Genomic DNA, 26,362 nt, shown 5'->3' with positions numbered 1-26,362 from the left:
CTCCCCTCCTGGGGATCCGCCCCCGCTCCGGACAGGGCGGCGGGCAGGCAGGCGGTCGCGCCCCGGTGCCTCCAGGCCCCGGCGGGGCCTGCGCGGGGGGCCCCGGGGGAGCAGCCGGGGGTCCACCCGGCGGGGTGGGAGGATCGGCCGGTGGGGCGGCGCCGCCGGGGCCTGGAGGCACCGGGGCGCGACCGCCTGCCTGCCCGCCGCCCTGTCCGGAGCGGGGGCGGATCCCCAGGAGGGGAGCGATCGGGTCATCGTCGAGCGGGTCCGAGGCGAGCCCAGCGCCCGACCCCTGCCCCTGTGCGCGCGGGCCAGGGCGCTCGCCGTCCACGCCCGCCCCGCCGTGCGGCCCACGGTCCACGCCGGGCCGGTCCGCCTGGCGGCGGGCGTCCGGGGGGACCTGGAGCTCGCCCGCGCGGTCCTTCCTGCCGCCGGGGGTGAACCCCTGTTGCCCGTCGGAGGACCCGAACGGCGTGAGCCGCTTGAGGGCGTCGCTCACCATCTCGGGCAGGTCCGTCGCCGACGCGCCTGCCAGCACGGCCACGGTCACCGTCACCGCGAGGGCGAACTTGCTCACAAGCCCCATCGCGGCGAGCCGGGCGCCCACCACGCCGACCTTCCGCGGTCGGCGCTGCCAGGCCGCCTGCTGCCACAGGACGCCCCGTGACGACCCGTTCATCGAGGGCCCCGTCAGGGTGCTGCCGGCGACCAAGCCGTTGCCGTTGAGAGCGGCCATCTCAGCGGTCGACGCCTGGAACGCCCAGGCGGTCCGCAGGACGCGCGCCTCGGATAGCGCGAGGACCATCCCGTCGACGCTCCTGCGCGCCAGGGGGAACGCGGGAGCGGGACAGCTGCCGCGAGGCGAACGGTGAGCGCTCGTGAGCAGCGTTTCCGACCTGCTCACCCCCCGCACCGCCCTCGTCTTGCCCGCAGCACCGGCTGACAGGAGGATACTGACGGCATCGACAGGTCGACGCCGCGCCGCACCCAGCCTGAGCCGTGTCCCCGGCTGCCCATGCCCTGACCAATCTTCTGAACCAAGGCCCTCCGGTCGATCATGCCGAGGCCCACGCCGGGAAAGCGTACATCCCTTCGGGCTCACCTGCCAGGGGGAGGTGTCCCCCACCTGTGGGTGTTTGACGCGGTCTGCGCGGGGGAACGGGGCAGCCACCACGCCATCGCCGCGGCGTGGTCCCGTCAAGCTGGAGGTTGAAAAGTGGGAATCCTGGCCTTTCTCATCCTCGGACTGCTCGCCGGCGCCATCGCGAAGGCGATCCTTCCGGGCGATGACCCCGGCGGCATCATCGTCACGATGCTCATCGGCGTCGTCGGCGCAATGCTCGGCGGGTTCCTCGGAGGCGCGCTCTTCGGTGTCGACCCCGTCGACAACTTCTGGAGCGTCAGCACCTGGCTCGCCGCGATCATCGGCTCGATCCTCCTGCTGCTGATCTACCGCCTCGTCACCGGACGCCGCACGGCCTGACGGCGGCGGGCCGCCCGCCGCACCCGGCACGACGCCCGCCCCGGGTTGCCCGGTGGCGGGCGTCTCACTCCTCGCTCGTGGCCGAGGCAACGGGGCTCTCCTCCGGCGTCTCTTCGGAGCGGCGGCCGGATGCCGGCAGGCTGAGGCCCCGGGTGTCCATGGTCAGCAGCAGCTGGTGCTCGGGTATCGCCCGCGCGATACGGGCCGCGGCGCCCCGCAGTCCCGCGTGCTCGGGCTTGACGGGGACGATGACGAGGTCCCCGGGCTTCGCACGGTGACGGACGGCGATGGAGCGCTTGCGGGGGTCGTACTCGACGTCGATGCCGAGCTCGTCGCGGACGAGCCGGTGGGCGCTGGCGTCCTCGGTGTTCGCGCACGCCGCGACCGGCACGTCGGCCTGCGCGGCGAGGCGGCGGGCCACCTCGACCGCGAGACACAGGCTGGCCTGCCCGGCGGGGACGGTGTTGGCGTCGGAGATGGCGAGCAGGATCCGCTCGAAGGGCTCGTCGCGCACCCTCGCGATGACGGTCGGCACGGCGACGTCGGAGACGATCGGGTCGATGTTGCTGCCGAACAGGTAGCCGCCGTTGCTGCGCCCGCGCCACCCGAGCACCATCGAGGTCGCGCCCCGCTCCACGACCGTGTGGAGAACCCCTGCGGTCGGTGATGCGTCGATGCGCACGACGGCGGAGGCCTCAGCGCCGTGCGCGAGCGCCTCGGCCTCCGCGGCGGCGTTCACCTCGCGGACCTTGTCGAGGCCCTTGCCGCTCACATGCGGCGGGATGACCGTGAGGGGCACGACCGAGCCGGAGTCCTCGGCGGCCAGGGCGGCGCCGAGCCGCACGAGTGGCCCGGCCGAGCCCGGCTTGGCGATCGGCACGACGACGGTCTGTCCGAGCAGGCGCTTGGCCTCCGGGCGGGGGAGCAGGGGGGCGTAGCGGTTGGCCGTCCACGACGCGAGCAGGCAGGTCACGAGGATCACGAGGATGACCGCGTTGACCGTGCCACTGTCGATGAGCCCGACGTTGACGCCGACGATGACCGCGGCGAGGGTGGCGGCGGCCTGCGCCCCCGACAGGGAGAACATCGCCCCGATCTCCGTGCGGTCGTAGCCGAGGACCTTGCCGGTCCCGAAGGCGGCGATCCACTTCGCGCCGAGCGCGACGGCGATGAACCCGGCGGCGACGGTGAGCGAGGAGGGGTCGGTGACGACAATCCGCGGGTCGATGAGCATGCCGACGCTGAGCAGGAAGATCGGGATGAGCAGGTGGGAGCCGAGGAACTCGACGCGGTCCATCACCCAGCTGTCGTTCGGCACCAGGCGGTTGAGGGCGAGGCCGGCGAGGAAGGCGCCGACGATCGCCTCGATGCCGGCCAGCTCGGCGAGCGCCGAGACCGCGAACAGCGCGGTGAGCAGGAAGGCGAACCGCAGCGTGCGGTCCTGGCCCGCTCCGGCGAAGAACCGGCGCGCCACCCGGGGCAGGGCCCACAGGGTGAGGAAGAGCAGGACCGCGAGGCTCGGCAGGAGCGTGGCCCAGAACGCCGCGCCGAGCGAGCCCTGGTGCGCCCTGGCCACGACGGCGAGCACGAGCAGGGCGGCCGTGTCGGTGAGGATGGTCGCGCCAACACTGGTCGTGACCGCCCGGTTGCGGACCGTGCCGAAGCGCCGGAACGTGGGGTAGACGACGAGGGTGTGCGACGCCCAGCACGAGGCGAGCAGGATCGAGGCCAGGAGCGGGAAGCCCATGGCGAGGCTCACGACCGTCCCGAGGACCATGGGCACCACGAAGGTGGCGGAACCGAAGCCGAGCGAGTGCCGGCGATGCTCGACGAACTCGTCGAGGTCGAGCTCGAGACCCGCCACGAACATGAGGTAGAGCAGACCGACGGTGCCGAGCACCTCGATGGGCCCCGTGCGCTCGAGGAGACCGAACGTGCTCGGTCCGAGAAGCGTCCCGAGGAGGACGAGGACGACGAGGTCGGGCAGCCGTAGCCAGCGTGAGAGGAGCGGGGCCACGAGGATGGCCGCCATGAGCAGCGCGAAGATCCAGCCGGCTTCGTGCAGCGGCAGCTCGGGCAGGGTGAGCGACACAGCGGGCTCCCGGCAGGTCAGGCGCCGATCGGCGCGTGTCGACGTGCGGACGCGGCTCGTGCCGGCCGACGCACAGCCGTACCCGGATCGTGGCTGGCCCATGCGGCGCCGGGTCACTGGGTTTCCGCCGCGCGGCGGTAGCATCGCGCGACGGACGTGCGGGCGGGTCACCGGACGGGTCGACCGGCGGTCGGCCTGGCCGTCCTGCTCGTCGCCGGGCTGGTGGGGTCGGCCTGCGCGGCACCCGCCCGGCAGGACCGCGCGGGACCGCCGGGGCCCACGCCGGGGCTCGAGGTCCACTTCATCGACGCCGGCCAGGGCGACGCCACCCTGCTCGTCGCACCGGACGCCACCGTGCTCGTCGACACCGGCAGGCACACCGCGCAGGACGTCGTGACCTACCTCGTGGACCGGGGTGTCACCGCCCTCGACGTCGTCGCGGTCACGCACCCCCATGCCGACCACCTCGGCCAGTTCGCGCAGGTGATGGACCGCTTCACCGTCGCGGAGGTGTGGTGGTCACCCGGTGTCCCACACGACCCGCACCTTCACCGAGGCGCTCGACGCCCTGGAGCGCTCCGACGCGGTGTTCGAGGAGCCGCGAGCGGGTGACACGACCTCGGTGGGGTCGTTGCGCTTCGCCTTCGCGAACCCGCCGGCACAGGGCGCCGGCGGCCTGCACGACAACGGCCTTGTGTTCCGGGTCGGCTACGGCGACGTGACGTTCCTCTTCACCGGCGACGCCGAGCAGCCCACGGAGCACCGGATGGTGGCCGACCACGCGCCGCTCCTCCGCGCCGACGTGTACCAGGTCGGCCACCACGGCTCCTCGACCTCGACAGGCCCGGCACTGCTCGAGGCGGTCTCCCCGCGGATCGCGGTCTACTCGGCGGGTCGCGACAACCCCTACGGTCATCCCCACGAGGAAGTCGTCGAGCGCCTCGCGGCGTCGGGTGCCGAGGTCTTCGGCACCCCGGTGCACGGTACAGTCGTCGTCACCACCGACGGCAGGTCCCTGCGGGTCTCCACGGCGGCCGGGCTCCGAATCGGCGGTCGCGTCGACGGGAAAGGACGCGCCCATGCCGGCTGAACCCGACCTCCGGCACGCCATGGTGGACCGCATCGTCGAGGGCCTCGCCGTCCTGCTCGTCGCCGGCGATGAAGCCGAGCACCACGTTCCGGCCGCTGCACTGCCGGCGGGAGCGGGCGAGGGCACGTGGCTGCTCGTGCGCGGTGCGGGCGCCGACCTCACCCTCGTCGGTGTCGACACCGAGGGGGAACGCGCCGCCCGGCGCGACGTCGAGGAACGTGTCGCGCGCCTCCGGCGCACCCGTGGGGGCGGGCGCTTCGGCGACGGGTGACGCGCGGGTCACCGCTTGCGGGCGCGGCGCTCGCGCGCCAGCCGCGCGCGCTGCTCGCCCAGCGCGGCAGGCGGGTCGACGTAGACGTGGTCGAACAGCTCGAGCGGGTCACCGTGCGGCGCGTCGTAGACTTCGCCACGCAGACGGCGGGCGGCGTCCTCCGCCTCGTCCGCCACCTCCGTGCGGAACGCCTCGTCGAGCAGGCCCTCACCGTGCAGGAAGGCGGTGAACCGCGTGATCGGGTCGCGCCCTCTCCACGCGTCGAGCTCCTCGGCGGGCCGGTAGCGCGTCGGGTCGTCGGAGGTGGTGTGCGCCTCCATGCGATAGGTGACCGCCTCGATGAGCGAAGGGCCCCCCCCGCCGCGGGCGCGGTCCACCGCCGCGCGGGTCACCGCGTACGTGGCGAGGACGTCGTTGCCGTCGCAGCGGTAGCCGGGCATGCCGTAGCCGACCGCCTTGTGCGCGATCGTCGGGGCCCGGGTCTGGCCGCTCACGGGCACGCTGATCGCGTACTGGTTGTTCTGGACGAAGAACACGCACGGAGCGGCGAACACCCCCGCGAAGTTCATCGCCTCGTGTGCGTCGCCCTCGCTCGTGGCCCCGTCGCCGAGGCAGGCCAGCACGGCGAGGTCCGCGCCGTCCATGCGTGCCGCCATCGCGAACCCGACCGCGTGCAGCGCCTGGGTCCCGACGGGGATGGACACGAGGCCGAAGCGGAACTCCCGGGGATCCCAGGTGCCGTGCCAGGTGCCCCGCCACAGGTGCATGAGGGCTGCTGGGGGAAGGCCGCGAACGAGCGCCATCCCGAGCTCTCGGTAGGCCGGCACGATCCAGTCGCGGTCGGCCAGGGCGTAGGCGGCGCCGATCTGCGCCGCCTCCTGGCCCCGCATCGGCGGGTAGATCGCGAGCTGGCCCTGTCGCTGGAGCTTGATCGCCTGCGTGTCGAGGCGTCGGGACAGGACCATGAACCGGTAGAGCTGGCGGTAGTCCTTCTCGTCGAGCTCGGCGAGGTAGCCGGCGAGGTCGGGCGACGATAGGAGCATGGCCGCGTCCACGAGGACGCATCCCGGTTCCGGGACGGGAGAGGCAGAGCCGCTCATGCATGCTCCCCGCAGGAGGACTTGGCGGGCCGGTGGCGCTCGGCGTCGAGTCGACCACTAGACGTTACACCCCTGCCCGCGCGGTCCCATGGCGAACCGCCGTGGACGGGCGCCTACTTGCGGCGGCGCAACGGCTGCGGTAGGCACCGTCCCGTGTCCGGACCCCACGAGGCCACCCGGCGGGACCCCATCGCCGAGGCGCATCGGCAATGGTCGCTGCGCTGGGACGCCGCCGAGCCGATGGCGGCGGTGACGGCCATCGTCCGGGTGCAGCAGGTCCTGCTCGCTGGTCTCAACCAGCTGCTGCGGGACTTCGAGCTGACCTTCGCCCGCTACGAGGCGCTCGTGCTGCTCCACTTCAGCCGTCGGGGCGCCCTGCCGCTCGGCAAGATGGGCGAGCGGCTCATGGTGCACCCGACGAGTGTCACGAACGCCATCGACCGGCTCGAGCGGCAGGGCTTCGTCGAGCGGGTGCCCCACCCCGAGGACCGCCGCACGACGCTTGCCCGCCTCACCCCTCGCGGCCGGGAGGTCGTCGAGGAGGCCACCGCGGTGCTCGTCGGCGCCCGCTTCGGGCTCGAGGGGCTGAGCGACGAGGAGGCCGCCCTGCTCACCGACCTCCTCCAGCGGGTCCGGCGCCGGCTCGGCGACCTGCGGGACTGACGGGGGAGCCCCTTTACCAGGACGTCCGACTATCCTGGTTGCTAGTATCGGGAAGGACGTCCGGCGATCGAGGTGTGCGTGACCCCTGAGGACCTCCGCAGGCTCGCCGACGAGTGGGAGGCGCGCTACGCCGCCGCCCCCGAGCGGGAGCGCGAGTTCACGACACTGTCGAGTGTGCCGGTCCCCCCGCTCGTCGGACCGCACAACGCCGCCCGGGACTTCACCCGCATCGGGTTCCCCGGGATGTATCCCTTCACGCGGGGGGTGTACCCGTCGATGTACCGCGGACGTCCGTGGACGATCCGCCAGTTCGCGGGCTTCGGCAGCGTCGAGGACACCAACCGGCGCTACCACGACCTGCTCGACGCCGGGCAGCACGGGCTCTCCGTCGCGTTCGACATGCCCACCCTCATGGGGCGCGACTCCGACGAGCCGGAGTCCGAGGGGGAGGTGGGACACTGCGGGGTCGCGGTCGACACCATCGCCGACATGGAGCGGTTGTTCGACCGCATCCCGCTCGGTGAGATCACCACCTCCATGACCATCAACGCGCCCGCCGTCGTGGTTTTCGCGATGTACTGCGTGGCGGCCGAGCGCCAGGGGTTCGGCCTCGCGGCGCTCGGCGGCACGTTGCAGACCGACATCTTCAAGGAGTACATCGCCCAGAAGGAGTGGCTCTTTCCTCCCCGGCCCCACCTGCGGCTGATCGGCGACCTCCTCGAGTTCACCACCGAGCACCTGCCGCGCTACCACCCCGTGTCGGTGTCGGGCTACCACATCCGCGAGGCGGGGTCGACCGCGGCGCAGGAGCTCGCGTTCACGCTCGCCGCCGGCTTCAGCTATGTCGAGCTCGGCCGGTCACGTGGCCTCGACGTCAACCGGTTCGCGCCGCGCCTGTCCTTCTTCTTCGACGCCCACATCGACTTCTTCGAGGAGATCGGCAAGTTCCGGGCGGCTCGGCGAATCTGGGCCCGGTGGCTGCGCGAGCGCTACGGCGCCACCACGGACCGGGCCATGCTGCTGCGGTTCCACGCCCAGACCGCCGGCGTGTCGCTGACCGCCCAGCAGCCGGACAACAACATCGTCCGCACGGCCATCGAGGCGCTCGCGGCGGTGCTCGGGGGCACGCAGAGCCTCCACACGAACGCCCTCGACGAGGTGCTCGCCCTGCCCAGCGACCACGCGGCCCGGATCGCCCTTCGCACCCAGCAGGTGATCGCCGAAGAGACCGAGGTCACGAACACCGTCGACCCCCTCGGGGGCTCGTGGTTCGTGGAGTGGATGACCGACAAGGTCGAGGCCGACACCGAGGCCTACTTCGCCCGCATACTCGACCGGTCCCCGGACGGGACCGTCATGGGCGGCATGCTGCGCGGCATCGAGTCGGGTTGGTTCATGTCGGAGATCGCCGACGCCGCCTTCCGCTACCAGCAGCAGCTCGAGAAGGGCGACAAGCGCCTCGTCGGTGTGAACGTGCACACCGAGACCTGCGAGGGCGACGAGCTCGAGATCCTCCGCGTCTCCGCGGAGATGGAGCGCGCGCAGCGGGAGCGCCTCGCCGCCTTCCGGGCCGGCCGGGACGCGCGCGGCGCCCTCGAGGCCCTGGAGCGGCTGAGGGCGGCCGCCGCCACCGAGGAGAACCTCGTGCCGGTCATCATGGACGCCGTCCGCGCGGACGCCACGCTCGGCGAGATCTGCGCCGCCCTGAAGAAGGTCTTCGGAACCTACCGCGAGCCCCCCGTGATCTGACGCGGGGCTACGGCAGGCAGCCGGCGTGCGCGAGAGCCAGGCGGACGAGACGGTCCTGGCCGCCCGTCATCTCCGCCGCCACCCCCGGGGTCACCGCTTCTTCGGGCGACAGCCACGCGAGGTCGAGGGTGTCCGCAGGGGGCACGCACTCCCCGTCGACCGGCACGAGGTAGACGAGCGCGACGGCGTGCTGGCGGGGGTCGGTGTAGCCCGTGCGCCGGGCGTCCTGCGGGAAGTACTCAGCGACGGTGAACGGGGACGGGTCGGGGGGAAGACGCGGCTCCGCCTCGGGCCCGAGGTCCTTCGTAAGGTTGCGCCACAGCGCTTCGCGGACCGTCTCGCCGTAGAGCACCCGCCCCGACACGATCGCGCGGCTGATGGTGCCGTCCGGGCGGCTGCGCAGCAGCAGGCCGACACGCTCGACGCCCCCGAGGTGGTGGACGCGGACGGGGACCGCCTCCACGTAGACGATCGGTACACGCTCGCGGACTGAGGCGATCTCCTCAGCCGACAGCCATTCGTGCCCGGTCTCCGTCGACGTCGCCACCCCGGTCCTCCCTCAGTCAACCCTCCGGCGCGATCCTGCCACGGGCGGACCGCAAGGGGCGCTCACCGGTGCGTGGACCGGCTCTCCTCGTGGTCGTGGTGCCCGGCCGCGTCGGCCTCCGCCTTCGTGTGGTGGACGGTGTCCGAAGGATGCTCCGGTGGGGCGTAGAGGGAGTAGAGCTTCACCTCCGCCTGCCCGGTGTTGACGACGTTGTGCCAGATCCCCGCCGGGATGACAACCGCCCAGTCACCGACGATGTGGTGGCTCTCCTGGACGCTGTCCGCGGTTCTGCCGAGCTCCACCCGGGCGTGCCCGGCCTCGACGCGGATGAACTGGTCGAGGTTCGGATGCACTTCCCGCCCGATCTCCTCCCCGGGACCGAGCCGCATGACGGTGAGCTGCAGGTGCCCGCCGGTGAACAGCACCGTCCTGAACGTGTCGTTGCCGAGCGTGGCATCTTCGATGTCACCGACCCAACCGAGCATCGTGCGTCTCCGTTCCCTCTGGTCGCGCCCCGGCGCGTAACGGCTAGTGTGAACGATCACCCGCCGCGCCCCTACGCAATCCTCTGCCGCCCCGCGGGGGGAAAGGACGCCGGTCATGGAGGCGCGTGACCGACAACGGCCCGTGCCCGCCCTGCTCACGGTCGGGCACGGCACGCTCGACGAGGACGCGCTGGCCGCGCTGCTGACCGCGGCGGGGGTGGCCGCGGTGGTGGACGTGCGGAGGTTCCCCGGGAGCCGGCGCCACCCCCAGTTCCGCCGGGAGGCCCTGGCGGACTGGCTGCCGAGGCACGGCGTCGCGTACCGCTGGGAGGAGACCCTCGGTGGGCGCCGGCGTGGTGACGCGACGTCACCGCACGTCGGGCTGCGCGACGCCGCCTTCCGCGCCTACGCCGACCACATGACCGGCGCGGCGTTCTGGGACGCGCTCGACGGCGTGCTCGCCCAGGCCCGCGAGGTCACGACGGCGGTGCTGTGCGCGGAGAGCGTCTGGTGGCGCTGCCACCGCCGGCTCGTCGCCGACGCGGCGCTGCTCGTCCGGGCAACCCCCGTGCTGCACCTGTCCCACGACGGCCGCCGGCAGGCGCACCCGCCGACGCCGACGGTCCGGCGCGACGGCGACCGGCTCGTCTACGACCGCGGCGAGGACCGGCCCCTGCCCGGGGCGGAGCGCCGCTCACCCTGACGGGGTCGGCGGGGGGGCCTGGCCGACCGGCAGGGCGCGCTCGCGACCCACCCACTCGACGAAGACGGTGGTGGCGTCGTCCTGCAGCTGGCCGTCCTGGTGGTCGAGCACTGCGTGCGTGAGGCGCCGTGCCGTCTCGGGGGCGGGCAGGCCGGCGGTCGTCACCCGGACCACGAAATCCTCCAGCCGGTTCTCGCCGAAGAACTCGCCGTCGGCGGAACGCGCCTCGAGCACCCCGTCGGTGACGAACACGAGCCGGTCGCCGGGCTGCAGCTGGTGCTCGGCGATCTCCGCCACCGCCCCTCCGAAGCCGATCGGCAGGGTCGGCGCGCACTCCAGCGGCCCGACAAGGGTGTTACCACGGGTGAGCAGTGGCTTGGGATGCCCCGCGTTCAGCCACCGCATCAGGCCGGTGCGCGTGTCGAGCTCCACGAGCTGCCCGGTCACGAACCGGTCGACGCCGAACTGGCGGACGATCGCATCGTCCATCGCCCGGTAGGTCTCCGCGAGGCCCTGACCGAGCCGGCGGGCGTGGCGGTAGACGCCGATGGCCACCGTCGCGAGCACCGTGGCCTCGAACCCGTGGCCCATCGCGTCGATGACCGCCACGTGCAGGCACCCGTCGTTGAGCGCGTAGTCGAAGGTGTCGCCCGCTACCCGGTAGCTCGGCTCGAGCATGCCGCTGATCGTGACCCGGCCGTCGGAGAACGTGAGCGGGGGCAGCAGCTCCCACTGCATCTCGGCCGCGACCGACATCGGCTCGGCGCGCCGGGCGAGCTTGAGCGTGTCACCGTAGGCGTCCTTCGTGACGACCAGCGTCGCCACGAGGCCCGCGAAGGCGCGGACCCGCTGCTCGAGCGCGTCGTCCACCGCGGCCAGGGTGAGCTCCATGACCCCGACCCGGGCCGTGCCGTCCACCATCGGCACCCACAGCCGCTCACCGTCGTCGGCGCCGCTCCGCAGCACGGTGACGGTGCGAAACGCCCAACCGCCGAGTGTGTGGTCGACCTCCAGGGGCTCGCGTGGCGGCACGCCCTCCCCGGCGAGGGGGGTGAGGACACGCTGCTCGTAGCCGACGAGGTAGACGACCACCTCCGAGGCCTCGATCGCCTCGGCGGCCCGGGCGACGAGCGACGGCAGCTCGTCGGGGGCGACGAGGTGGGAGTTCTCGACGAGACCTTCGAGAAGGCTGCCGCCGGGGTCCGCGGCAGCGTCGCGCCCCTCAGGGAGACCCATGGGCGTAGCGTAGGCAATTTCGCCTGGCCCTGTCGGGGCCTCGGCGCGCGTCGGTCAGGGGTCAGCCCCCGCCTTCGCGCCCGCCGGCGTCCCGCTCCTCGTTGCCGATCCCTCCCGACGCGCGGCCGACGTCGTCGGCCCCCGCCGACGGGTCGGTGGCCTCGCCGGGCGCCAGCTCGCTCGTGTGCGGTGCGTCGAGCTCCGCGCCGGGACCGGCGGGGCGGTCGCGGGGGTCCTCGGCGGACACCGTGCGCTCACCCGGCTCCGGGCGCGTCGGGTTGTCGGGGGAGGGGCGCTGCTGTGCCCGCCCGATCACGAGCGCCGCGACGGCGAGCGCGGCGACCATGATGACGACGAAGACCAGCCCCTCCATCTGAGGAGACTACCCGCATGGCCGGGCGCCACCGCTTCGCTGCTGGAGGGCCTCAAAGAGGTTAGGGCCTGCCCGCCCGGGAACGGCTTGCCACTGCAGCCTGGCGAGGCTAGCGTCACCACGGCCTCAGCCTTCCGCCCACCACACAGAGGAGCCGTGCGCACATGAGCACTGACACCCCGGTCGGACTCACTGACGAAGAGATCGAAACGGTCTGGGCCGGCCGGGCGGAGACGGAGACGCCCGTCCGCGCCGAGCAGGACGTCGACGGCACCGACGGCGACGCCACGGACGCGGCCGACGGCGGTGACGGCGACGCCACGGACGCCGGCGACGGTGATGCCGCGGACGGCAGCGACGGCGACGCCACCGACGGTGCCGACGCCGACGGCCAGGACGCCTGACCACGGTCCTTCCGCCCTCATGGGCAACGACCCGGCGGCGCTCGCCCGCTGTGTCGGCGACGTCGACGCGTTCCTCGCCGAGCGGTGGGGCCGCCGGCCCCACCGCCACCGCTCGCCCGACGGGTACGCGGACCTGCTGTCGATCGACGACGTCGACCGGATCGTGTCGGCGTCGGGGCTGCGCACGCCCGCATTCCGGCTCGTGCGGGGAGGCGAGACGCTGCCGGCCGCGTCCTACACCCGAAGGGCGCGCATCGGCTCACGTCCGGTCACCGACCTCGCCGACGCCGGCCGCGTCTTCGCGCTGTTCGACGAGGGTGCGACGATCGTGCTCCAGGGCCTGCAGCGGTCCTGGCCGCCGCTGGCACGGTTCTGCCGGGAGCTCGAGACCGTCCTCACCCACCCTGTCCAAGCGAACGCCTACGTGACGCCACCCGTGGCGACGGGCCTGCGGGTGCACGCCGACGCCCACGACGTCTTCGCCCTGCAGACGTTCGGTCGCAAGCAGTGGATCACCTACACGGCCGGCGACGTCGCCGACCTCGACCTGGCGCTGGAGCCGGGCGACAGCCTCTACATCCCGCAGGGCGTGCGCCACGCCGCCCGCACTGTCGACCAGCCCTCCGTGCACATCACCATCGGCGTGCGCGCGGTCAGCTGGGAGCAGGTGCTGCGCGACGCGCTCGACGGGGCGCTGGCCGTTGCACTGGACGACACGGGCCGCGGGTCGCTCCCTCCTGGTTTCGCGAACGATCCTGCCGCCATCACCGGCGCGGTGGCCGACCGCCTCGCGGCGCTCGCGAAGCAGATCGAGTCCCTCGACGCACCCAGGGTCGCCGAGGCCGCCGCGGAGCGGTTCCTGGCAGAGCGGCCACCGCTGCTCACCGGTCAGCTGCGCCAGCTGCTCGCGGTCGGCGACCTCGATGACGGGACGACCGTCGTGCGCCGACCGGGGACGTTCTGCCGCGTCGGGCCTCCCGAGGACGGCGTCGTCCGCGTCATGCTCGGCGACCGGGCACTGCGCCTGCCCGCCCGTGTCGAACCGGCGCTGCGGTGGGTGGCCGAACGGAATCGCTTCACCGTACGCGACCTCGCCGGCTACCTCGACGAGGAGAGCCGGCGGGTGCTCGTCGCCCGCCTCGTCCGCGAGGCGCTGCTGCTCATCGAGTCGTGACGCGCTACCGCTGCGCCGCGGAGGCCCGCGAGCGTGACGAGCCCCGCTACGGCACCGCATCGCACGTGCGGCGCTGGCTGCTCCTCGAGCAGCCCGGCCCGTGGGGGCGCGACGCCCTCATCGAGAGCCGGATGCCGGCCGCCGTCGCCACCGAGCTCGAAAGCACCGCCGCCGACGTCAACGCCCGTGTCATCCTCATCCGCAGGACCCGTGGCCGCTCGGCGAGGCAGCGGCGCTGCTTCGTCGTCCGCAGCGACCTCGCACTCGTCGAGGAGCTGGTGCTCGACGACGTGACCGACCTGCTCGACGTCGACCTCACGCCCCTCGCGGCGGGCCGGCCCGTCGGGGGCACACCGTGGCTGGAGCCGCTGCACCTCGTCTGCACGAACGGGCGTCACGACGCCTGCTGCGCCGAGTACGGCCGCCCCCTGGCCCTCGCGCTCTCCGGGGCGGTCGGGGAACGCGTCTGGGAGTGCTCCCACATCGGCGGTGACCGGTTCGCGGGAAACCTCGTGTGCTTCCCGCACGGCCTGTACTTCGGCCACGTCGGGCCGGCGGAAGGGCCGGATGTCGCCCTGCAGTACGAGCGTGGGCTCATCGACCTCGACCACTACCGGGGCCGCTCCTCGCACTCCTTCGTCGTCCAGGCCGCCGAGTACTTCCTCCGCAGCGATCGCGACCTGCGCCACGTCGACGACCTGGTCTTCACCACCCGGCGTGTGATCGCCGACGACGCGTTCCGCGTCGTGTTCGCGGACCGTCCGGGTCAGCGGTGGACCGTCGACGTCCGCGTCGAGCGCGACTCCCGGGACCAGCGGCTGACCTGCCAGGCGACGGTGGCGGCCCGGCCCCCGCGCTACGCCCTGCTCGCCATCGCCGGCTCAGGGTCGCCCTCCTCCTCGTCATCTTCCTCCACGCCGCCGCCGTCGGCGCGGTCGCGTCCCTGCAGGTAGTCCACCACCCGGCCGACGCTCGCTGCGATCGGCACCGCGAGGAACGCGCCGAGCACCCCCAAGGTGACCGCGCCAGCGGTGATCGCGACGATGACCATGAGCGGGTGCAGGGCGATGGCCTTGCTGAGGACGACGGGTTCGAGCACGTTGCTCTCCAGCTGCTGCACGCCCACGACGAGGCCGAGCACGATGAGCGCGGTGACGAGGCCGCCGTGGGCGAGGGCGACGACGACGGCGACCGCCCCCGTAACCACCGCCCCGACGATCGGGAACAGTCCGCCGAAGAAGACGAGCACGGCCAGGGGCAGCGCGAGCGGGATGCCGAGCGCGACCAGGCCGAGACCGATGAGGACCGCGTCGACGAGGGCGATGAGCAGCTGCCCGCGGAAGTACGACCCGAGGGTGTGCCAGACGCGGCGACCGACCTCCGTCGCGTCGCGTTGCAGGCGCGCGGGCAGCAGGTCGCGGATGCCCGCGGCGATCCGTCCACCGTCCTTCAGGTAGAAGAACAGCACGACGAGTCCGAACAGCACGCCGGCGACGGCCTCGAAGACGGCGGTCACCGCCTCCACGGCGCCGCCGACGTACTCGCCCGCCCGCCCGAGCTGGTCGCGGGCGCGGTCGAGCAGCTCCTCCATCCCGCCGACGTCGAACGGCGCCTGCGCGAGGAGGTCGTCGACGCCCTCGCGGAACGACTCGGCGAGCTCGGGCACCTCCGCGGCGAACACCGGGACGAGCACGCCGAACACGCCGACGAGCACGAGGATGGCCCCGAGGACGGTGAGCAGCGCCGCCAGGGCAGCGGGCATCCCCGTACGCTTCAACCAGCGGGCAACCGGTTCCAGCAGCGCCGCCGGGAACAGCGCGATGACGAGCGGCACGACGACGAGCATGAGCCGACCGGCGGCCAGCCCGGCGAGGATGAGCAGCGCGGCGAGCCCGACGAGCGCCCAGGCGTAGCGCCCCGCCTTCAGCAGCGGCGACGACGCCGAGGCGTTCTCAGGGGCCTCTCGGCCAGCGGCCGCGTGACCAGCCGCCCGGGAGCGCTCGTCGGCGGGCGCGTCGGCGGGCTCGGCGGCGGAGTCCGGGGCCATCGTCTTCACCGTTCGCCACTGGAGCCGGTCGGCAAACGTCCGCCTCGCGGCCGTCGTGCGCCTGCGGTAGCGTCGCCGCATGTCCACGACCCTCGTCGCGCGAGCGCGCCGCAACTGATGAACACCATCACGGTTGTGAGCCAGCTGATCGCCGAGGCACAGCTGCGCTTCGGCCCGATCGACGCGCTCGAGATCCCCGAGGACCTGTGGGAGCCCGCCATGGACGAGGTCGCCGACGCGGGTGGTGAGGTCGGCATCGACTACTGCCGGGTGGACGGCGTCGCGGTGCGCATCGCCGCGGAGCCGCTCGGTGAGGACGTCCAGGCCCTGGTCCACCCCGCGGGGAGCGGCGCCCCCGAGCCGCTGACGATCACGGACTGACGGTCGTACGGGGGGCGGGACACCCGCGCCTTCCGTGCGACAATGGGCCTATGAGCACCGTGTCGGGCCTCGTGCGGGACGCGCGGCGGTGGGCCGCCGTGACCGCGCTGCTGGCCGGCATGCTCGTGATGGCGGCGGGTGGGGCCGCGGGGCAGGCGACGACGGTGCTGCGCGCGGAGCTGGAAGGGCCCATCACCCCCGTGCTCGCCGGCCACTTCGCCGACGCGGTGCGGGCAGCCGAGCAGGGCGGGCATGCCGCGCTCGTCGTCGAGATGGACACTCCGGGCGGCCTCGAGACGTCGATGCGCGACATGGTCCAGTCCGCGCTCGTCGCCCAGGTGCCCGTCGTCGTGTACGTCTCGCCGGCGGGTGCCCGGGCCGCGTCCGCGGGCGCGGTCATCGCGTTCTCCGCGCACGTCGCCGCTATGGCGCCCGGCACGAACATCGGTGCGGCCACCCCGATAAGCCTCGAGGGCGGCGAGGTCATCGACAAGGTCGTCGAGGACGCCGCCGCCTACGTCGAGGAGATCGCTCGCGAACGTGGGCGCGACGTCGACTTCGCCGTGGCGACGGTCCGCGACGGCCGGTCTGCCGGCGCGACGGAGGCGGTGGAGATCGGCGCGGTGGATCTCCTCGCCGGCAGCCTCACGCAGCTGCTCGACGCGATCGACGGCATGGAGGTCGAGCTCGCCACCGCCACCGGCGACCGTGAGACGGTAACGCTGGAGACCGCCGGGGCCGGGGTCGTGGAGTTCGCCCTGTCGTGGACGCGGTCGATCCTTCAGGCGCTCGCGAACCCCCAGCTCGCGTTCCTGTTCATGTCCATCGCACCGCTTGCGATCCTCTACGAGTTCATCAGCCCCTCGGGGGGCGTCGGCGCGATCTTCGGCGGGATCATGCTCCTGCTCGGGCTGTTCTCGCTCGCCGTGCTGCCGGTCAACCTCGTCGGCGTCGTGCTGCTCGTCCTCGCCGCCGGGCTGTTCGCCGCCGAGCTGTTCGCCCCGGGTGTCGGCGTGTTCGCCTTCGGTGGCGCCGTCGCCCTCGTGCTCGCCGGGCTGTTCCTGTTCCCCGAGGCGAGCGGGGTCGGCATCGGACTCGAGGTGCTCCTGCCCGTCGCCGCGGCGATCGGGGTCGTCGCGCTTGTGATCGGGCGCTTCGCGGTGCGCAGCCAGACGAGCCCGCAGTTCGCCGGCCAGGGCGGCACGATGATCGGCGACACCGGGGTTGTCCGCAGCGCCGAGGGTGAGACGGGGCAGGCGTGGGTAAGCGGCGCGATGTGGAAGGTCCGCAGCCGCGGGGGCGTGCTCGAGCGCGGCGACCGCGTGCGGGTGGTCGACATGCGTGGCCTCGAGCTCATCGTCGAGCCGGCCGACGCCGAGGCCGACGCGGGCGTCTGACGCTCCGCCGTCCTGTCGGGGGTCGGGGACCGGTATCCGCCGGCGCCGTGCTCAGGGCATGATCCCGCGTGCGGCCACGGCGAGTCGCTCGGGCTCCGGGACGAGCCCGAGCTGATCGGCGAGGAGGCGGATCGCCTCCCTCGGCTCGGCCCGCAATCGCTCGAAGTCGACGTCGACCGTCGGCACGTTCGCGAGCGCCCGGTCCCGCTCCTCGACGAGCTTCGTCGTCGTGGCGACGCGCTGCCCCTCGGTCCACCACCCACCCTGGCGCAGCGAGGCGACGACCTTGCCGACCGGGCGCCTGACCACCACGGGCACGATCGGCCGCCACACCTGGAGCAGTCGAGGGACGGCGAGACAGAGGCTCGGGTGCTTGGCCCCCGAGGGGCGGACGTGCGCGCGCGCGACGCGGCGGTGCGCGTCGGCCCAGTCGCGCAGGCCGGCGTCGAACGTGTCGGGGTCCACCCGGAACGTGCCTTGGGGCTCCGTGAAGGCCGCCCGGCAGAGCTCCGCGAGGTCGACGTCCTCCCAGGTGTCCGGCGGCTCCCGGTCCAGGCGGCCGAACCCCGTGCCGAGATGGACGCCGAGGTGGTGCAGGACGCCCGCGACGGCCGACGTCCCACCGCCGAAGGGGCCGAGCACCACGATGATCGGCTCCACTGGCGGCTACGAGGCGCGCCGGCGCTCGCGCGCGTCGAGGACCGTCTTGCGCAGCCGCACCGCCTTGGGGGTGACCTCGGCGGCCTCGTCGACGCGGATGAGCTCGAGGGCCTGCTCGAGCGACAGCTGACGGTGGGGGACGAGCTTCACCATGTCGTCGGAGGCGGCCGCCCGCACGTTCGTGAGCTTCTTCTCCTTGGTCGGGTTGACGTCCATGTCCTCGCTGCGGGCGTTCTCGCCGACGATCATGCCCTCGTAGACGTCGACGCCTGGGCCGACGAAAAGGGTGCCGCGCTCCTGGAGGTTGAACAGGGCGAAGGCCGTCGTCGTCCCGGTCCGATCGGCCACGAGGCTGCCGGTCGGGCGGGTGCGCAGGTCACCGTGCCAGGGCTCGTAGCGGTCGAAGACGTGGTGCATGAGCCCGGTGCCCCGGGTCTCCGTGAGGAACTCCGTGCGAAAGCCGATCAGCCCGCGTGCCGGGACGAGGTACTCCATGCGCACCCAGCCGCTGCCGTGGTTGGTCATCTGCTCGAGGCGTCCGCGTCGCAGGCCGAGCAGCTGGGTGACGACGCCGAGGTACTCCTCGGGCACGTCGACTGACAGGCGCTCGACCGGTTCGTGGCGGACGCCGTCGATGTCGCGGGTGACGACCCGTGGCTTGCCGACGGTGAGCTCGAAGCCCTCGCGGCGCATCGTCTCGACGAGGATCGCGAGCGCGAGCTCGCCACGGCCCTGCACCTCCCAGGTGTCCGGCCGGTCGGTGCCGAGCACCCGCACGCTCACGTTCCCCACGAGCTCGGCGTCGAGGCGGTTGCGCAACAGACGTGCGGTGAGCTTCGTGCCGTCGCGCCCCGCGAGCGGCGAGGTGTTGATGCCGAGGGTCATGCCGAGGCTCGGCTCGTCGACGGTGATGACCGGCAGTGGGCGGGGGTCGTCGGCGTCGGCGAGGGTCTCGCCGATGGTGACCTCGTCGAGGCCGGCGACGGCGAAGATGTCGCCCGGCCCGGCCTCCTCGGCGGGCACGCGTTCGAGGGCCTCGGTGACGTACAGCTCGGTGATCTTGACCCGCTCGGTGCTGCCGTCGGCGCGGCACCAGGCGACCGGCTGCCCGCGGCGCAGGGTGCCGTGGCGCATGCGGCACAGGGCCAGGCGGCCGACGTACGGCGACGCGTCGAGGTTGGTCACGAGCGCCTGCAGCGGGTGGTCGGGGTCGTGCGCCGGCGCGGGAACAGCGGCGAGGAGCGTGTCGAACAGCGGCGTGAGGTCCCGTCCGGCGACGCCCGGGTCGAGGGATGCCTGGCCGGCCTTGGCGTTGCTGTACACGATCGGGAAGTCGATCTGGTCCTCCGTCGCGTCGAGGTCGAGGAACAGCTCGTAGACCTCGTCGAGGACCTCCGCCGTGCGCGCGTCGGGCCGGTCGATCTTGTTGATGACGAGCACGATCGGCAGCCGGGCCTCGAGGGCCTTGCGCAGGACGAAGCGCGTCTGGGGCAGCGGTCCCTCGCTCGCGTCGACGAGCAGGACGACGCCGTCGACCATCGACAGGCCCCGCTCCACCTCGCCGCCGAAGTCGGCGTGCCCGGGTGTGTCGACGATGTTGATCTTCACGTCGCCGTAGCGCACGGCGGTGTTCTTCGCGAGGATCGTGATGCCCTTCTCGCGCTCGAGATCCATCGAGTCGAGCACCCGGTCGGCGACCTCGGCGTCGGCGCGGAACGCGCCGGCCTGCCACAGCATGGCGTCGACGAGCGTGGTCTTGCCGTGGTCGACGTGGGCGACGATGGCGACGTTGCGCAGCTGCGCGCGTGCGGGCATGGCGGGCGGACCTTTGGGGTGGGCAGCGCGTCGCCGAGCGGCGACCTCCCTACTCTAGCGTCCGCCCGTGTGGCTCAGCTCCCGCGCGACCGGCAGCGGCGCGGTGACCGGCAGCGGAAGCTCGCGCGTGACCGAAGGTGGCTCGGCCGGCGCGGGCGCGGGAGCGGGGGGCTGGTCGGGTGCTCCTGCGTGCACGCGCGGCACCTGCGAGAGGTCCTGGTCGACTTTGGGCAGGGGGGGCAGCAGCCGGCGGCGGGAGGGCGGAGGCGTTTGCGCCTGCGGGGCCGGCGCACGCCCCCCGTGCACCTGGCGGCGGAGCTCGGGCAGGTGGGGGTACAGCGCGTCGCCGGGGCACGCCGTTGTGGACACGTCACGGTGGCCCGAGAGGGTGTGCAGGCGCGCCCGGTGGCCCTTCGGGTAGCGGGTCGACCCCCGGCTCGCCATGTCGACCGTCGCGTTCGGGTCGGTGTTGATCCCGTGGACGGCGAACTTCCAGGCGATCGTCGCGACGGCGGCGTCCATGGCGACGCGGGGCGGCAGGCCCGACGTGAACGTGCCGATTATCGTGACGCCGAACGTCTCGCTGTTGAACCCGCCGGCGTGCGCGCCGACGACGCCGCGGCCGACGCCCCCGGCCCGGCCCTCGTAGACGGTGCCGTAGCGGTCGACGAGCAGGTTGTAGCCGATGTCGTCCCAGCCGAGGGACTGTGTGTGATAGGTGTAGATGGCGCGGATCACGGCTGGGGCGCGCTCGCGGCTGTAGTCGTTCGAGGTTGCCGTGTGGTGGAGGATCCCCGCGCGGGTGGCCTTCGCGTACTCGGGCCTGCCGCGGCGAAGCGACTCGTCCGCGCCCCACTGCGCGCGCGTCACGATAGCGGGGCGGGTGCTGGCCTCCGCGGTTGCGGTGCCGCGCCCGGCGGTGCGCAGCGCGTCGGTGGCGCGCTGGAGCAGGGAGCGGGAGAGGCCGACGGAGTCCACGAGGTGAACGGCGACGTCGCGTGAGCTGCCGCCCCGCACCCGCAGCTGCAGCCGCGATGCCTCGCCCACCCATACCGGCTCGCTCATGCGCGTCCAGCCGCGGCGGGCGGCGACCGCCTCGGCGCTGCCCGGGTCGGGGCCGTCGCCGTCGGCGGCGAGGGGTTCCACCTCCATCCAGGGCGACCACCGGCCGGCCTCGTCCCCGGTGCGCAGCAGGACGCGCGTGCCCGCCGGTATCGCCACGCCGACGAGCGAGAACGGGACCGGGGTGCGGACCCTCGCGGAGAGCCCCGCCCGGCCGTCGTCCCCCGGGGCCGGTGCGAGCCCCTCGACGACCGTCCTCGTCACGGGGGACACGACGTCGGCTCCGTCGGCTGGGGGCCCCGGCGCCCACACGAGGAGCAGGAGCGTGAGGAGCGACACGCTGACCACGCGGCTGTGCATACGACCGCCTTCCGACCCAGAACGGCTCGGAGAGCATAGCGGCACAGCGGCCCCGGGAGGAGGGGAATTTTCGCCGCTGCTAAATGTCGCGCACACTTACCACCGCCGCGGGCGCCCGCTACCATCCGCGAAGGCGCGTGGCGGGAACCGGGGGGACATCGGTGTCTGCTCTCTGCCTGCGTCCTGCGGAGGGAGCCGATGGCCATGCGACGTCTCGGGAGGCTTACGGCGCTAGCCGTGACCATGATGGTGATGGGCAGCGGGTTGACCGCCCCGGCGGGGGCGACGTCCGTGTCCTGCGGGCAGGTGATCACCCGGCACACGGTGCTCCAGGCGGACGTGGGTCCGTGTCCCGACAACGGCATCGTCGTCGGCGCCGACAACGTCCGGCTGAACCTCAACGGTTACCGCATCCTCGGCACACCCCAGACGGGCGACGGTGCCGGCGTTCTCGTCGTGGAGCGGCGGGGCGTCCACGTCACGAACGGCACGGTGAGCGACTTCGACGCAGGCGTGGCGATCGTCGGCGGCGGCGGCAACCGGGTGGCGCAGGTCACCGCCCGCGACAACATCGGGCAGGCGCGGGTGCCCTCGCAGGGCATCGCCGGCACCCGCTACGGCGACGGGATCGCGATCCTGTCCTCGAGCGACAACCTCCTGTTGCGCAACGTCGCCGAGAACAACGGGCCCTTCGCCGGCATCGGCTTATACGCAGAGATCGACGCCGACCACCCCCGGGAGATCGGCGGCCCGACCCGCAACAACGTCGTCAACGGCAACGTCGTGAGGGACAACCGCGCATGCCGCACACCGACGGGCCCCTGCGACAACGACGGCATCCGCCTCGAACCGGGGGTGCAGGCCAACCTCATCGTCAACAACGAGGTGACCGGCAGCGGGCTCGACGGAATCGCGGTGTTCAGCCGCAACACGACCGACAACGAGATCAAGCACAACGTCGTGCGCGGCAACGGCTTCCACCATGTCGGTCACCGCAAGGGCGACGGCATCCGCGTGTTCGGTCGGAATGTGGCACTCAACCTGCCGGGCGGCGACCGCACGCTCATCGAGAACAACCAGGTGTTCGGCAACGCGGCCAACGGCATCCGCGTGGACGCGCAGTTCAGCCGGATCATCAACAACAAGACCGGCGCAAACGTCCAGGTCGTCGACCCCAGGTTCTTCCTCCAGTCCGACCTCCACGACTCGAACGAGGACTGCGACGCGAACGTGTGGTCGGGCAACACCTTCGACAAGGCCTACCCCGACTGCACGAAGGGCTGACCGGGCGACGGGCCCCTGGATCGCGGCCTGGCGCACCGAAAGCGGTGCGCCAGGCCACACGGCGCAGTCCCAGCGACGAGGTGCTCGCGTTGTGCATGTCGTTCGGGTCTTCGGCCGGCATGGTCCCTCCTTCGTGTCGTTGACAGGTGGCTGGGCCAATGCCCTACGCGCCACCCCGGCGAGCGCTTCCAGGAGGCCGTGATGCCGCACGGCGGTAAAGGACCGGCTGAGTCACTCCAGCTACTTCGCCTACCTCCAGCTGGGGAAGGCACTGTCCCCAGGCCATTCGTCAGGCAGCAACCGCCGACGCCGGGCATGCGCACCCCCCCACAGCGGGTAGCTCCATGGGAGCCGAGGAGGCAGAAGTGATGGCCCAGGACAGCCGCGACGACAGCGCCCGGCGCTCGGGTGACGAGCCGCATCCCCGTGACGTCGACCCGCGACCGGGTGGGATGGCCGAGAGCGACGACACGACGCAGGCGGACGCCGGCCTGGTCGCCGGCACCGGTGCGGCTCCGACGGAGGGGTCGGTGCAGCCGTTGGGCACCGAGCCGTACCCCGAAGACGAGACCGGCGAGCGCGAGGAGTAGGCCGGCGGCGCAACGGTGCCCGCCGACGCGGGGTTTCCTGTCCCCTGGGCAGGGGTATGACGTAAGTCCCATACCGACCTAGTCCCTGTCGGGTGTGCCCACCGCTGCAAGCACCCCCCAGGAGGCCGATTTGGAAGCCACCCCCCGCCGTCGCGTCGAGCGCGCGATGTCCCTGCAGAACGGTAAGCCGCTCGCCCAGTACGGACGACAGCTGGAGCCGCGCCGCTGCGCCTACCCGGGCTGTGGGACGAACCTGTCCCGGTACAACCCCAATCCCTGTTGCGGCAGCCACGGTGGCTGGCTCGACGCCGACGACCGCCGCAACCGCGACATCCTCTAGCAGACGTTCCCCTCGCCGCCATCGTTCGCGGGCAGTTCCGCGAGGGCGGCGACGACGTCGTGCACGCTGACGGCGAGCAGGCCCGGATCGGGATGGCTCGCGTGAGGGTCGCCCCGACGACGGGCCCAGAGCGCACGGTGCTGCGGCCGGTCGCCGGGCGGCCCCCACTCCGAAGGGGGTACCGGGCCGAAAAGCACGACCGACGGCGTGCCGACTGCGGTGGCGAGGTGCGCCACGCCGGTGTCCCCGCACACGACGCGATCTGCAGCGGCAACCGCAGCCGCGAGCTCGGCGAGCCCGGTGCGCCCAGCCAGAACGGCCTCGGGCGGGACGCCCGCCGCGTCCGCGATCGCCGTCGCGTCAGGGATCTCCGCGGGCCCGCCGGTGATCGTCACCGGGCGACCGACCGCTCGTTCGGCCCGTGCGACCTCGACCCAGCGATCGACGGGCCAGCGGCGGGCGCCGCTGGCCGCACCGGGATGCAGGAGCGTCGCGCCGCGCGCGACGGCCGGCGCTGCGGCCGGGTCGACGACGAGGTCGAGCCTTCGGGGGTCGGCGGGGATGCCGTGCGCGTCGAGCAGCCGGCACCAGCGCACCACCTCGTGCTCGTCCGCTCGCCACTCCGGGCTCGACGCGCTCTCGGGGATGGCCGGGTGCCGGAAGGCAATGAACCGCCCCGGGCGCGCGTCGAGGAGCACCCGGTGACTCTCCGGCCCGCGGCCGTGGAGGTTCACCGCGACGTCGGCGCCGTGCAGCTCGGCGGGGAGCGGGGCGAGCGGCGCGGTGGCGACGACCGCGTCGACGGCGCCGCTCGCGAGGGCGAGCGCCCGCAGGGCCTCGGGCGCGGCGAGCACCCTGCGGTGCTCGGGAAACGCGTCGGCCAGCGCACGCAGGGCCGGAAAGGCGGTCAGCAGGTCGCCGAGGCCGAGGGCCCGCAGCGCGACGAGCAGCGGTCGCCGCGACGGCCGGGGGCCGGTCACGGATAGGACGACTCGGTGGACGGGGTGACGACGATCTCGCGGACCTCGCAACCGTCGGGCTGGCAGATGGCGAACATGACCGTCTTCGCCACGTCCTCGGGGCGGTTGAGCTTCGCGTCGGCCGCCGGCCGGTACTGCTCGGGGCGCTCGTCGAAGAACGCCGTGTGCATGCCGCCGGGGACGAGCAGGGTGACGTTGACGCGACCGGCGAGCTCGGCGGCCAGCGCCCGCGTGAAGCCGACGACGCCGAACTTGCTCGCGCAGTAGGCGGTGGCGTCGGGCAGCGCCCGCAGCCCGAGGGTCGACCCGACCGTCACGACGCTGCCCCCCGACGCCTCGAGGTGGGGCAGCGCCGCGCGCACCACCGCGGCCGTGCCCACCAGGTTCACCGCGATGACCTGCTCCCAGCTCGCTGCGGGCACGTCGGCGAGCGCGCCGCACGCGTCGGTCCCCGCCGCGGTGACGACGGCGGTGATGCCGCCGTGGCGGCCGGCGACCCGCTCGACGGCGTCGTGCGCGGCGGCGCTGTCGGCGAGGTCGACGAGCTCGTGCTCGACGTCGAGGCCGGGCACCACCCGGTCGAGGACCACGGGGGTGCCGCCCGCAGCGCGCACGTCGGCGGCCACGGCGGCGCCGAGGCCCGAGGCGCCACCGGTCACAAGAACCGTGCGTAGGCGCGGGTGGGTCGGGTCAGGGGTGTTCACGTCGGGTGACCTCCTCGATGATCGTCGTGGTCGAGTGACCGGGCACGTAGGGCAGGACGACCGCCTGCCCGCCCCAGGCACGCACCACCGCGGCCTCGGGCAGGTCGGCGACGGCGTAGTCGGCGCCCTTGACCCAGATGTCGGGGCGCAGCTCCGCGAGGGCGCGCTCGGGGGTGTCCTCGTCGAAGACCCGCACCGCGTCGACGCAGGCGAGGCCGGACACGACCGCCGCACGGTCGTGTGCCGGCACCAGCGGCCGGCCAGACCCCTTGAGGCGGCGCACGGAGTCGTCGGAGTTCAGCAGGACGACGAGGCAGTCGCCGAGCGCACGGGCGCCGGCGAGCATGCGGACGTGGCCCGCGTGGAGCAGGTCGAAGCAGCCACCGGTCGCGACGACGGTGCCGCCGCGGCGACGCACCGCGGCCACCGGGTCGTCGGGTTCGGCGCCGGGTGGGGTCGCGCCCGCACCGGGCAGCGCGAGGGCGCTCGCACCACCGCCGGCGACGAACCTCGACGCAGCCGCGACCGCGCCCGTCACCGCCTCGGAGGGCAGCGCCCCGTCGGCGAGCATGCCGGCCGCGGAGGCGGCGAAGCGGTCCCCGGCGCCGCACGGGTCCGGGGCCGTCCCCGCGGGCGGGGCGGGGACGGCGAGGGGGGTGCCGTCGCCGCCGACGAGCAGCGCGCCGTCAGCGCCCAGGGTGACCGCCACGCCACCGGCCTGCCAGCGGGCGGCGAGCGCTTGGGCGCGAGCCGTGACCGCGGCGAGCGCGGTGCCGTCCACGTCGGGGACGAGCCGCGCGGCCTCGTCGCGGTTGGGGGTGGCCAACCGCGCGCCGGCGACCGGCTCGGCCCCGCGCGGGTGGGGGTCCCACACGACCGGCACGTGACGGGGCAGGGCTGCGAGGGCGGCGCGGACCCCGGGGTCGGCGGTGATGCCCCTGCCGTAGTCGGCGACGAGCACGGCGCGGGCCCGGCCGAGCGCGGCGCGGGCCGGGGCGCCGAGCGCGCCGATCGCGCCGCCGCCCCGCCCGCCTTCGTCGATCCGCACCAGCGTGTGGCCCCCGGCACGCACCCGGGTCTTCTGGGCCGTGCGTCCGTCGCTGCCCAGGTCGAGGACCTTCACACCGGCCGCGGCGAGCAGGCCCGCGAGCTCCTGGCCCGCGGGGTCCCGGCCGAGGGCCGTTACGAGGGTCACGTCGCGGCCGTCGCCGGCGGCGAGCGCGGCCGCCAGCCCCGCTCCGCCGGGGCGGGAGCGGGCGACGGGCTCCTCGACGATCGGGGCGGGTGCGTCGGGGCACAGGCGCTCGGCGTGCCCCTCGACGTCCCGGTCGAGCAGCGTGTCGCCGATGACGACGAGCGGCCTCATGCC

Annotated in this window: 29 protein-coding genes; 15 read left to right on the top strand and 14 right to left on the bottom strand. The window is 73.5% G+C overall.

The window, feature by feature from the left end; all coding sequences use genetic code 11:
* Nucleotides 1–808: hypothetical protein (locus VM324_10390; GenBank protein ID HVL99686.1), on the bottom strand; the 808-nt coding region annotated here is incomplete at its 3' end.
* 411 nt (nucleotides 809–1,219) lie between these two features.
* Between VM324_10390 and VM324_10385 the strand changes: the two genes are divergently transcribed.
* On the top strand, nucleotides 1,220–1,486 hold the full coding sequence (locus VM324_10385; protein ID HVL99685.1) for a GlsB/YeaQ/YmgE family stress response membrane protein: 267 nt from the start codon (nucleotides 1,220–1,222) through the stop codon (nucleotides 1,484–1,486).
* A 64-nt stretch (nucleotides 1,487–1,550) separates the two neighbouring features.
* Here VM324_10385 and VM324_10380 read toward each other — a convergent pair whose 3' ends face one another.
* Nucleotides 1,551–3,578 carry a cation:proton antiporter gene (locus VM324_10380; GenBank protein HVL99684.1) on the bottom strand — a complete coding sequence of 676 codons (2,028 nt, stop codon included), beginning with the start codon at nucleotides 3,576–3,578 and terminating at the stop codon, nucleotides 1,551–1,553.
* A 156-nt stretch (nucleotides 3,579–3,734) separates the two neighbouring features.
* On the opposite strand from VM324_10380, the gene VM324_10375 reads away from it, so the two are divergent.
* From VM324_10375 to VM324_10365, 3 genes are read left to right on the top strand one after another with little or no spacing between them, the layout of a single operon-like run.
* The gene (locus tag VM324_10375; protein HVL99683.1) at nucleotides 3,735–4,190 is read left to right on the top strand and encodes an MBL fold metallo-hydrolase; all 456 of its coding nucleotides are present in this window, start codon (nucleotides 3,735–3,737) and stop codon (nucleotides 4,188–4,190) included.
* A complete protein-coding gene (locus tag VM324_10370; protein HVL99682.1) occupies nucleotides 4,105–4,668 on the top strand; it encodes an MBL fold metallo-hydrolase in 564 nt (187 codons plus the stop codon). The genes VM324_10375 and VM324_10370 overlap by 86 nt, the downstream gene beginning before the upstream one ends.
* A complete protein-coding gene (locus VM324_10365; GenBank protein HVL99681.1) occupies nucleotides 4,658–4,939 on the top strand; it encodes a DUF3006 family protein in 282 nt (93 codons plus the stop codon). Before VM324_10370 ends, VM324_10365 begins: the two co-directional genes overlap by 11 nt.
* Before the next feature lie 8 nt (nucleotides 4,940–4,947).
* Here VM324_10365 and pdhA read toward each other — a convergent pair whose 3' ends face one another.
* Nucleotides 4,948–5,982, bottom strand: a complete 1,035-nt coding sequence (gene pdhA / locus VM324_10360) for a pyruvate dehydrogenase (acetyl-transferring) E1 component subunit alpha (GenBank protein ID HVL99680.1) — start codon at nucleotides 5,980–5,982, stop codon at nucleotides 4,948–4,950.
* 210 nt (nucleotides 5,983–6,192) lie between these two features.
* Between pdhA and VM324_10355 the strand changes: the two genes are divergently transcribed.
* Both VM324_10355 and VM324_10350 read left to right on the top strand, forming a co-directional pair.
* Complete coding sequence (locus VM324_10355) at nucleotides 6,193–6,702, top strand: MarR family transcriptional regulator (protein ID HVL99679.1); 510 nt, start codon at nucleotides 6,193–6,195, stop codon at nucleotides 6,700–6,702.
* A 78-nt stretch (nucleotides 6,703–6,780) separates the two neighbouring features.
* Nucleotides 6,781–8,451, top strand: a complete 1,671-nt coding sequence (locus VM324_10350; GenBank protein HVL99678.1) for a methylmalonyl-CoA mutase family protein — start codon at nucleotides 6,781–6,783, stop codon at nucleotides 8,449–8,451.
* A gap of 7 nt (nucleotides 8,452–8,458) precedes the next feature.
* On the opposite strand, the gene VM324_10345 is transcribed toward VM324_10350, so the two are convergent.
* Entirely contained in the window at nucleotides 8,459–8,998 is a 540-nt protein-coding gene (locus tag VM324_10345; protein ID HVL99677.1) for a DUF4916 domain-containing protein, read from the bottom strand.
* A 62-nt stretch (nucleotides 8,999–9,060) separates the two neighbouring features.
* Entirely contained in the window at nucleotides 9,061–9,483 is a 423-nt protein-coding gene (locus VM324_10340) for a cupin domain-containing protein (GenBank protein ID HVL99676.1), read from the bottom strand.
* 115 nt (nucleotides 9,484–9,598) lie between these two features.
* Here VM324_10340 and VM324_10335 point away from each other — a divergent pair, with 115 nt between their 5' ends.
* Complete coding sequence (locus VM324_10335) at nucleotides 9,599–10,186, top strand: DUF488 domain-containing protein (GenBank protein HVL99675.1); 588 nt, start codon at nucleotides 9,599–9,601, stop codon at nucleotides 10,184–10,186.
* Here the strand turns inward: VM324_10335 and VM324_10330 are convergent.
* Both VM324_10330 and VM324_10325 read right to left on the bottom strand, forming a co-directional pair.
* Nucleotides 10,178–11,422 (bottom strand): PP2C family protein-serine/threonine phosphatase, encoded by a 1,245-nt coding sequence (locus VM324_10330; protein HVL99674.1) that lies wholly within the window; start codon nucleotides 11,420–11,422, stop codon nucleotides 10,178–10,180. The two genes, VM324_10335 and VM324_10330, sit on opposite strands and share 9 nt — an antisense overlap.
* A gap of 61 nt (nucleotides 11,423–11,483) precedes the next feature.
* Entirely contained in the window at nucleotides 11,484–11,795 is a 312-nt protein-coding gene (locus VM324_10325) for a hypothetical protein (GenBank protein HVL99673.1), read from the bottom strand.
* A 164-nt stretch (nucleotides 11,796–11,959) separates the two neighbouring features.
* Between VM324_10325 and VM324_10320 the strand changes: the two genes are divergently transcribed.
* The 3 genes from VM324_10320 to VM324_10310 are packed head-to-tail and all read left to right on the top strand — an operon-like array spanning nucleotide 11,960 to nucleotide 14,326.
* Nucleotides 11,960–12,199, top strand: coding sequence for a hypothetical protein (locus VM324_10320; GenBank protein ID HVL99672.1), 240 nt, complete (start codon nucleotides 11,960–11,962; stop codon nucleotides 12,197–12,199).
* A gap of 19 nt (nucleotides 12,200–12,218) precedes the next feature.
* Entirely contained in the window at nucleotides 12,219–13,373 is a 1,155-nt protein-coding gene (locus tag VM324_10315) for a cupin domain-containing protein (protein ID HVL99671.1), read from the top strand.
* Entirely contained in the window at nucleotides 13,370–14,326 is a 957-nt protein-coding gene (locus VM324_10310) for a sucrase ferredoxin (protein ID HVL99670.1), read from the top strand. Before VM324_10315 ends, VM324_10310 begins: the two co-directional genes overlap by 4 nt.
* On the opposite strand, the gene VM324_10305 is transcribed toward VM324_10310, so the two are convergent.
* Nucleotides 14,230–15,420: an AI-2E family transporter gene (locus VM324_10305; protein HVL99669.1), complete on the bottom strand. Its 1,191-nt coding sequence runs from the start codon at nucleotides 15,418–15,420 to the stop codon at nucleotides 14,230–14,232. The two genes, VM324_10310 and VM324_10305, sit on opposite strands and share 97 nt — an antisense overlap.
* A 117-nt stretch (nucleotides 15,421–15,537) precedes the next feature.
* Between VM324_10305 and VM324_10300 the strand changes: the two genes are divergently transcribed.
* Nucleotides 15,538–15,801 carry a hypothetical protein gene (locus VM324_10300; GenBank protein ID HVL99668.1) on the top strand — a complete coding sequence of 88 codons (264 nt, stop codon included), beginning with the start codon at nucleotides 15,538–15,540 and terminating at the stop codon, nucleotides 15,799–15,801.
* A 50-nt stretch (nucleotides 15,802–15,851) separates the two neighbouring features.
* Nucleotides 15,852–17,198 carry an NfeD family protein gene (locus VM324_10295; protein HVL99667.1) on the top strand — a complete coding sequence of 449 codons (1,347 nt, stop codon included), beginning with the start codon at nucleotides 15,852–15,854 and terminating at the stop codon, nucleotides 17,196–17,198.
* A gap of 51 nt (nucleotides 17,199–17,249) precedes the next feature.
* Here VM324_10295 and VM324_10290 read toward each other — a convergent pair whose 3' ends face one another.
* From VM324_10290 to VM324_10280, 3 genes are read right to left on the bottom strand one after another with little or no spacing between them, the layout of a single operon-like run.
* On the bottom strand, nucleotides 17,250–17,858 hold the full coding sequence (locus VM324_10290) for a hypothetical protein (GenBank protein ID HVL99666.1): 609 nt from the start codon (nucleotides 17,856–17,858) through the stop codon (nucleotides 17,250–17,252).
* Between the two features lie 6 nt (nucleotides 17,859–17,864).
* Entirely contained in the window at nucleotides 17,865–19,673 is a 1,809-nt protein-coding gene (gene typA, locus VM324_10285; protein ID HVL99665.1) for a translational GTPase TypA, read from the bottom strand.
* Between the two features lie 54 nt (nucleotides 19,674–19,727).
* Entirely contained in the window at nucleotides 19,728–21,095 is a 1,368-nt protein-coding gene (locus VM324_10280) for an N-acetylmuramoyl-L-alanine amidase (protein HVL99664.1), read from the bottom strand.
* Nucleotides 21,096–21,338: 243 nt separating this feature from the next.
* On the opposite strand from VM324_10280, the gene VM324_10275 reads away from it, so the two are divergent.
* The 3 genes from VM324_10275 (at nucleotide 21,339) to VM324_10265 (ending at nucleotide 23,309) form a co-directional block, all read left to right on the top strand.
* A complete protein-coding gene (locus tag VM324_10275) occupies nucleotides 21,339–22,379 on the top strand; it encodes a right-handed parallel beta-helix repeat-containing protein (GenBank protein HVL99663.1) in 1,041 nt (346 codons plus the stop codon).
* A 368-nt stretch (nucleotides 22,380–22,747) separates the two neighbouring features.
* Nucleotides 22,748–22,969: a hypothetical protein gene (locus tag VM324_10270; GenBank protein HVL99662.1), complete on the top strand. Its 222-nt coding sequence runs from the start codon at nucleotides 22,748–22,750 to the stop codon at nucleotides 22,967–22,969.
* 130 nt (nucleotides 22,970–23,099) lie between these two features.
* Entirely contained in the window at nucleotides 23,100–23,309 is a 210-nt protein-coding gene (locus VM324_10265) for a hypothetical protein (GenBank protein HVL99661.1), read from the top strand.
* On the opposite strand, the gene VM324_10260 is transcribed toward VM324_10265, so the two are convergent.
* Genes VM324_10260 through rfaE2 form a run of 3 tightly spaced genes read right to left on the bottom strand, consistent with a single transcriptional unit; the run spans nucleotide 23,306 to nucleotide 26,359 of the window.
* Entirely contained in the window at nucleotides 23,306–24,289 is a 984-nt protein-coding gene (locus VM324_10260) for a glycosyltransferase family 9 protein (protein HVL99660.1), read from the bottom strand. The genes VM324_10265 and VM324_10260 overlap by 4 nt on opposite strands.
* Entirely contained in the window at nucleotides 24,286–24,993 is a 708-nt protein-coding gene (locus VM324_10255; protein HVL99659.1) for an SDR family oxidoreductase, read from the bottom strand. Before VM324_10255 ends, VM324_10260 begins: the two co-directional genes overlap by 4 nt.
* Nucleotides 24,980–26,359: a D-glycero-beta-D-manno-heptose 1-phosphate adenylyltransferase gene (gene rfaE2, locus VM324_10250; GenBank protein HVL99658.1), complete on the bottom strand. Its 1,380-nt coding sequence runs from the start codon at nucleotides 26,357–26,359 to the stop codon at nucleotides 24,980–24,982. The genes VM324_10255 and rfaE2 overlap by 14 nt, the downstream gene beginning before the upstream one ends.
* Nucleotides 26,360–26,362: the final 3 nt, after the last annotated feature.

The sequence above is a fragment of the Egibacteraceae bacterium genome, assembly GCA_035540635.1.
Taxonomy (GTDB): Bacteria; Actinomycetota; Nitriliruptoria; order Euzebyales; family Egibacteraceae; genus DATLGH01.
This window is presented reverse-complemented; position numbering and strand designations above follow the sequence as displayed.

Bases quoted from the DNA above. Each gene is read 5' to 3' on its own strand.
- VM324_10365 (HVL99681.1), top strand. From the start codon at position 4,658: ATGCCGGCTGAACCCGACCTCCGGCACGCCATGGTGGACCGCATCGTC.
- pdhA (HVL99680.1), bottom strand. From the start codon at position 5,982: ATGCTCCTATCGTCGCCCGACCTCGCCGGCTACCTCGCCGAGCTCGAC.
- VM324_10340 (HVL99676.1), bottom strand. From the start codon at position 9,483: ATGCTCGGTTGGGTCGGTGACATCGAAGATGCCACGCTCGGCAACGAC.
- VM324_10335 (HVL99675.1), top strand. From the start codon at position 9,599: ATGGAGGCGCGTGACCGACAACGGCCCGTGCCCGCCCTGCTCACGGTC.
- VM324_10330 (HVL99674.1), bottom strand. From the start codon at position 11,422: ATGGGTCTCCCTGAGGGGCGCGACGCTGCCGCGGACCCCGGCGGCAGC.
- VM324_10325 (HVL99673.1), bottom strand. From the start codon at position 11,795: ATGGAGGGGCTGGTCTTCGTCGTCATCATGGTCGCCGCGCTCGCCGTC.
- VM324_10320 (HVL99672.1), top strand. From the start codon at position 11,960: ATGAGCACTGACACCCCGGTCGGACTCACTGACGAAGAGATCGAAACG.
- VM324_10315 (HVL99671.1), top strand. From the start codon at position 12,219: ATGGGCAACGACCCGGCGGCGCTCGCCCGCTGTGTCGGCGACGTCGAC.
- VM324_10305 (HVL99669.1), bottom strand. From the start codon at position 15,420: ATGGCCCCGGACTCCGCCGCCGAGCCCGCCGACGCGCCCGCCGACGAG.
- VM324_10300 (HVL99668.1), top strand. From the start codon at position 15,538: ATGAACACCATCACGGTTGTGAGCCAGCTGATCGCCGAGGCACAGCTG.
- VM324_10295 (HVL99667.1), top strand. From the start codon at position 15,852: ATGAGCACCGTGTCGGGCCTCGTGCGGGACGCGCGGCGGTGGGCCGCC.
- typA (HVL99665.1), bottom strand. From the start codon at position 19,673: ATGCCCGCACGCGCGCAGCTGCGCAACGTCGCCATCGTCGCCCACGTC.
- VM324_10280 (HVL99664.1), bottom strand. From the start codon at position 21,095: ATGCACAGCCGCGTGGTCAGCGTGTCGCTCCTCACGCTCCTGCTCCTC.
- VM324_10275 (HVL99663.1), top strand. From the start codon at position 21,339: ATGATGGTGATGGGCAGCGGGTTGACCGCCCCGGCGGGGGCGACGTCC.
- VM324_10270 (HVL99662.1), top strand. From the start codon at position 22,748: ATGGCCCAGGACAGCCGCGACGACAGCGCCCGGCGCTCGGGTGACGAG.
- rfaE2 (HVL99658.1), bottom strand. From the start codon at position 26,359: ATGAGGCCGCTCGTCGTCATCGGCGACACGCTGCTCGACCGGGACGTC.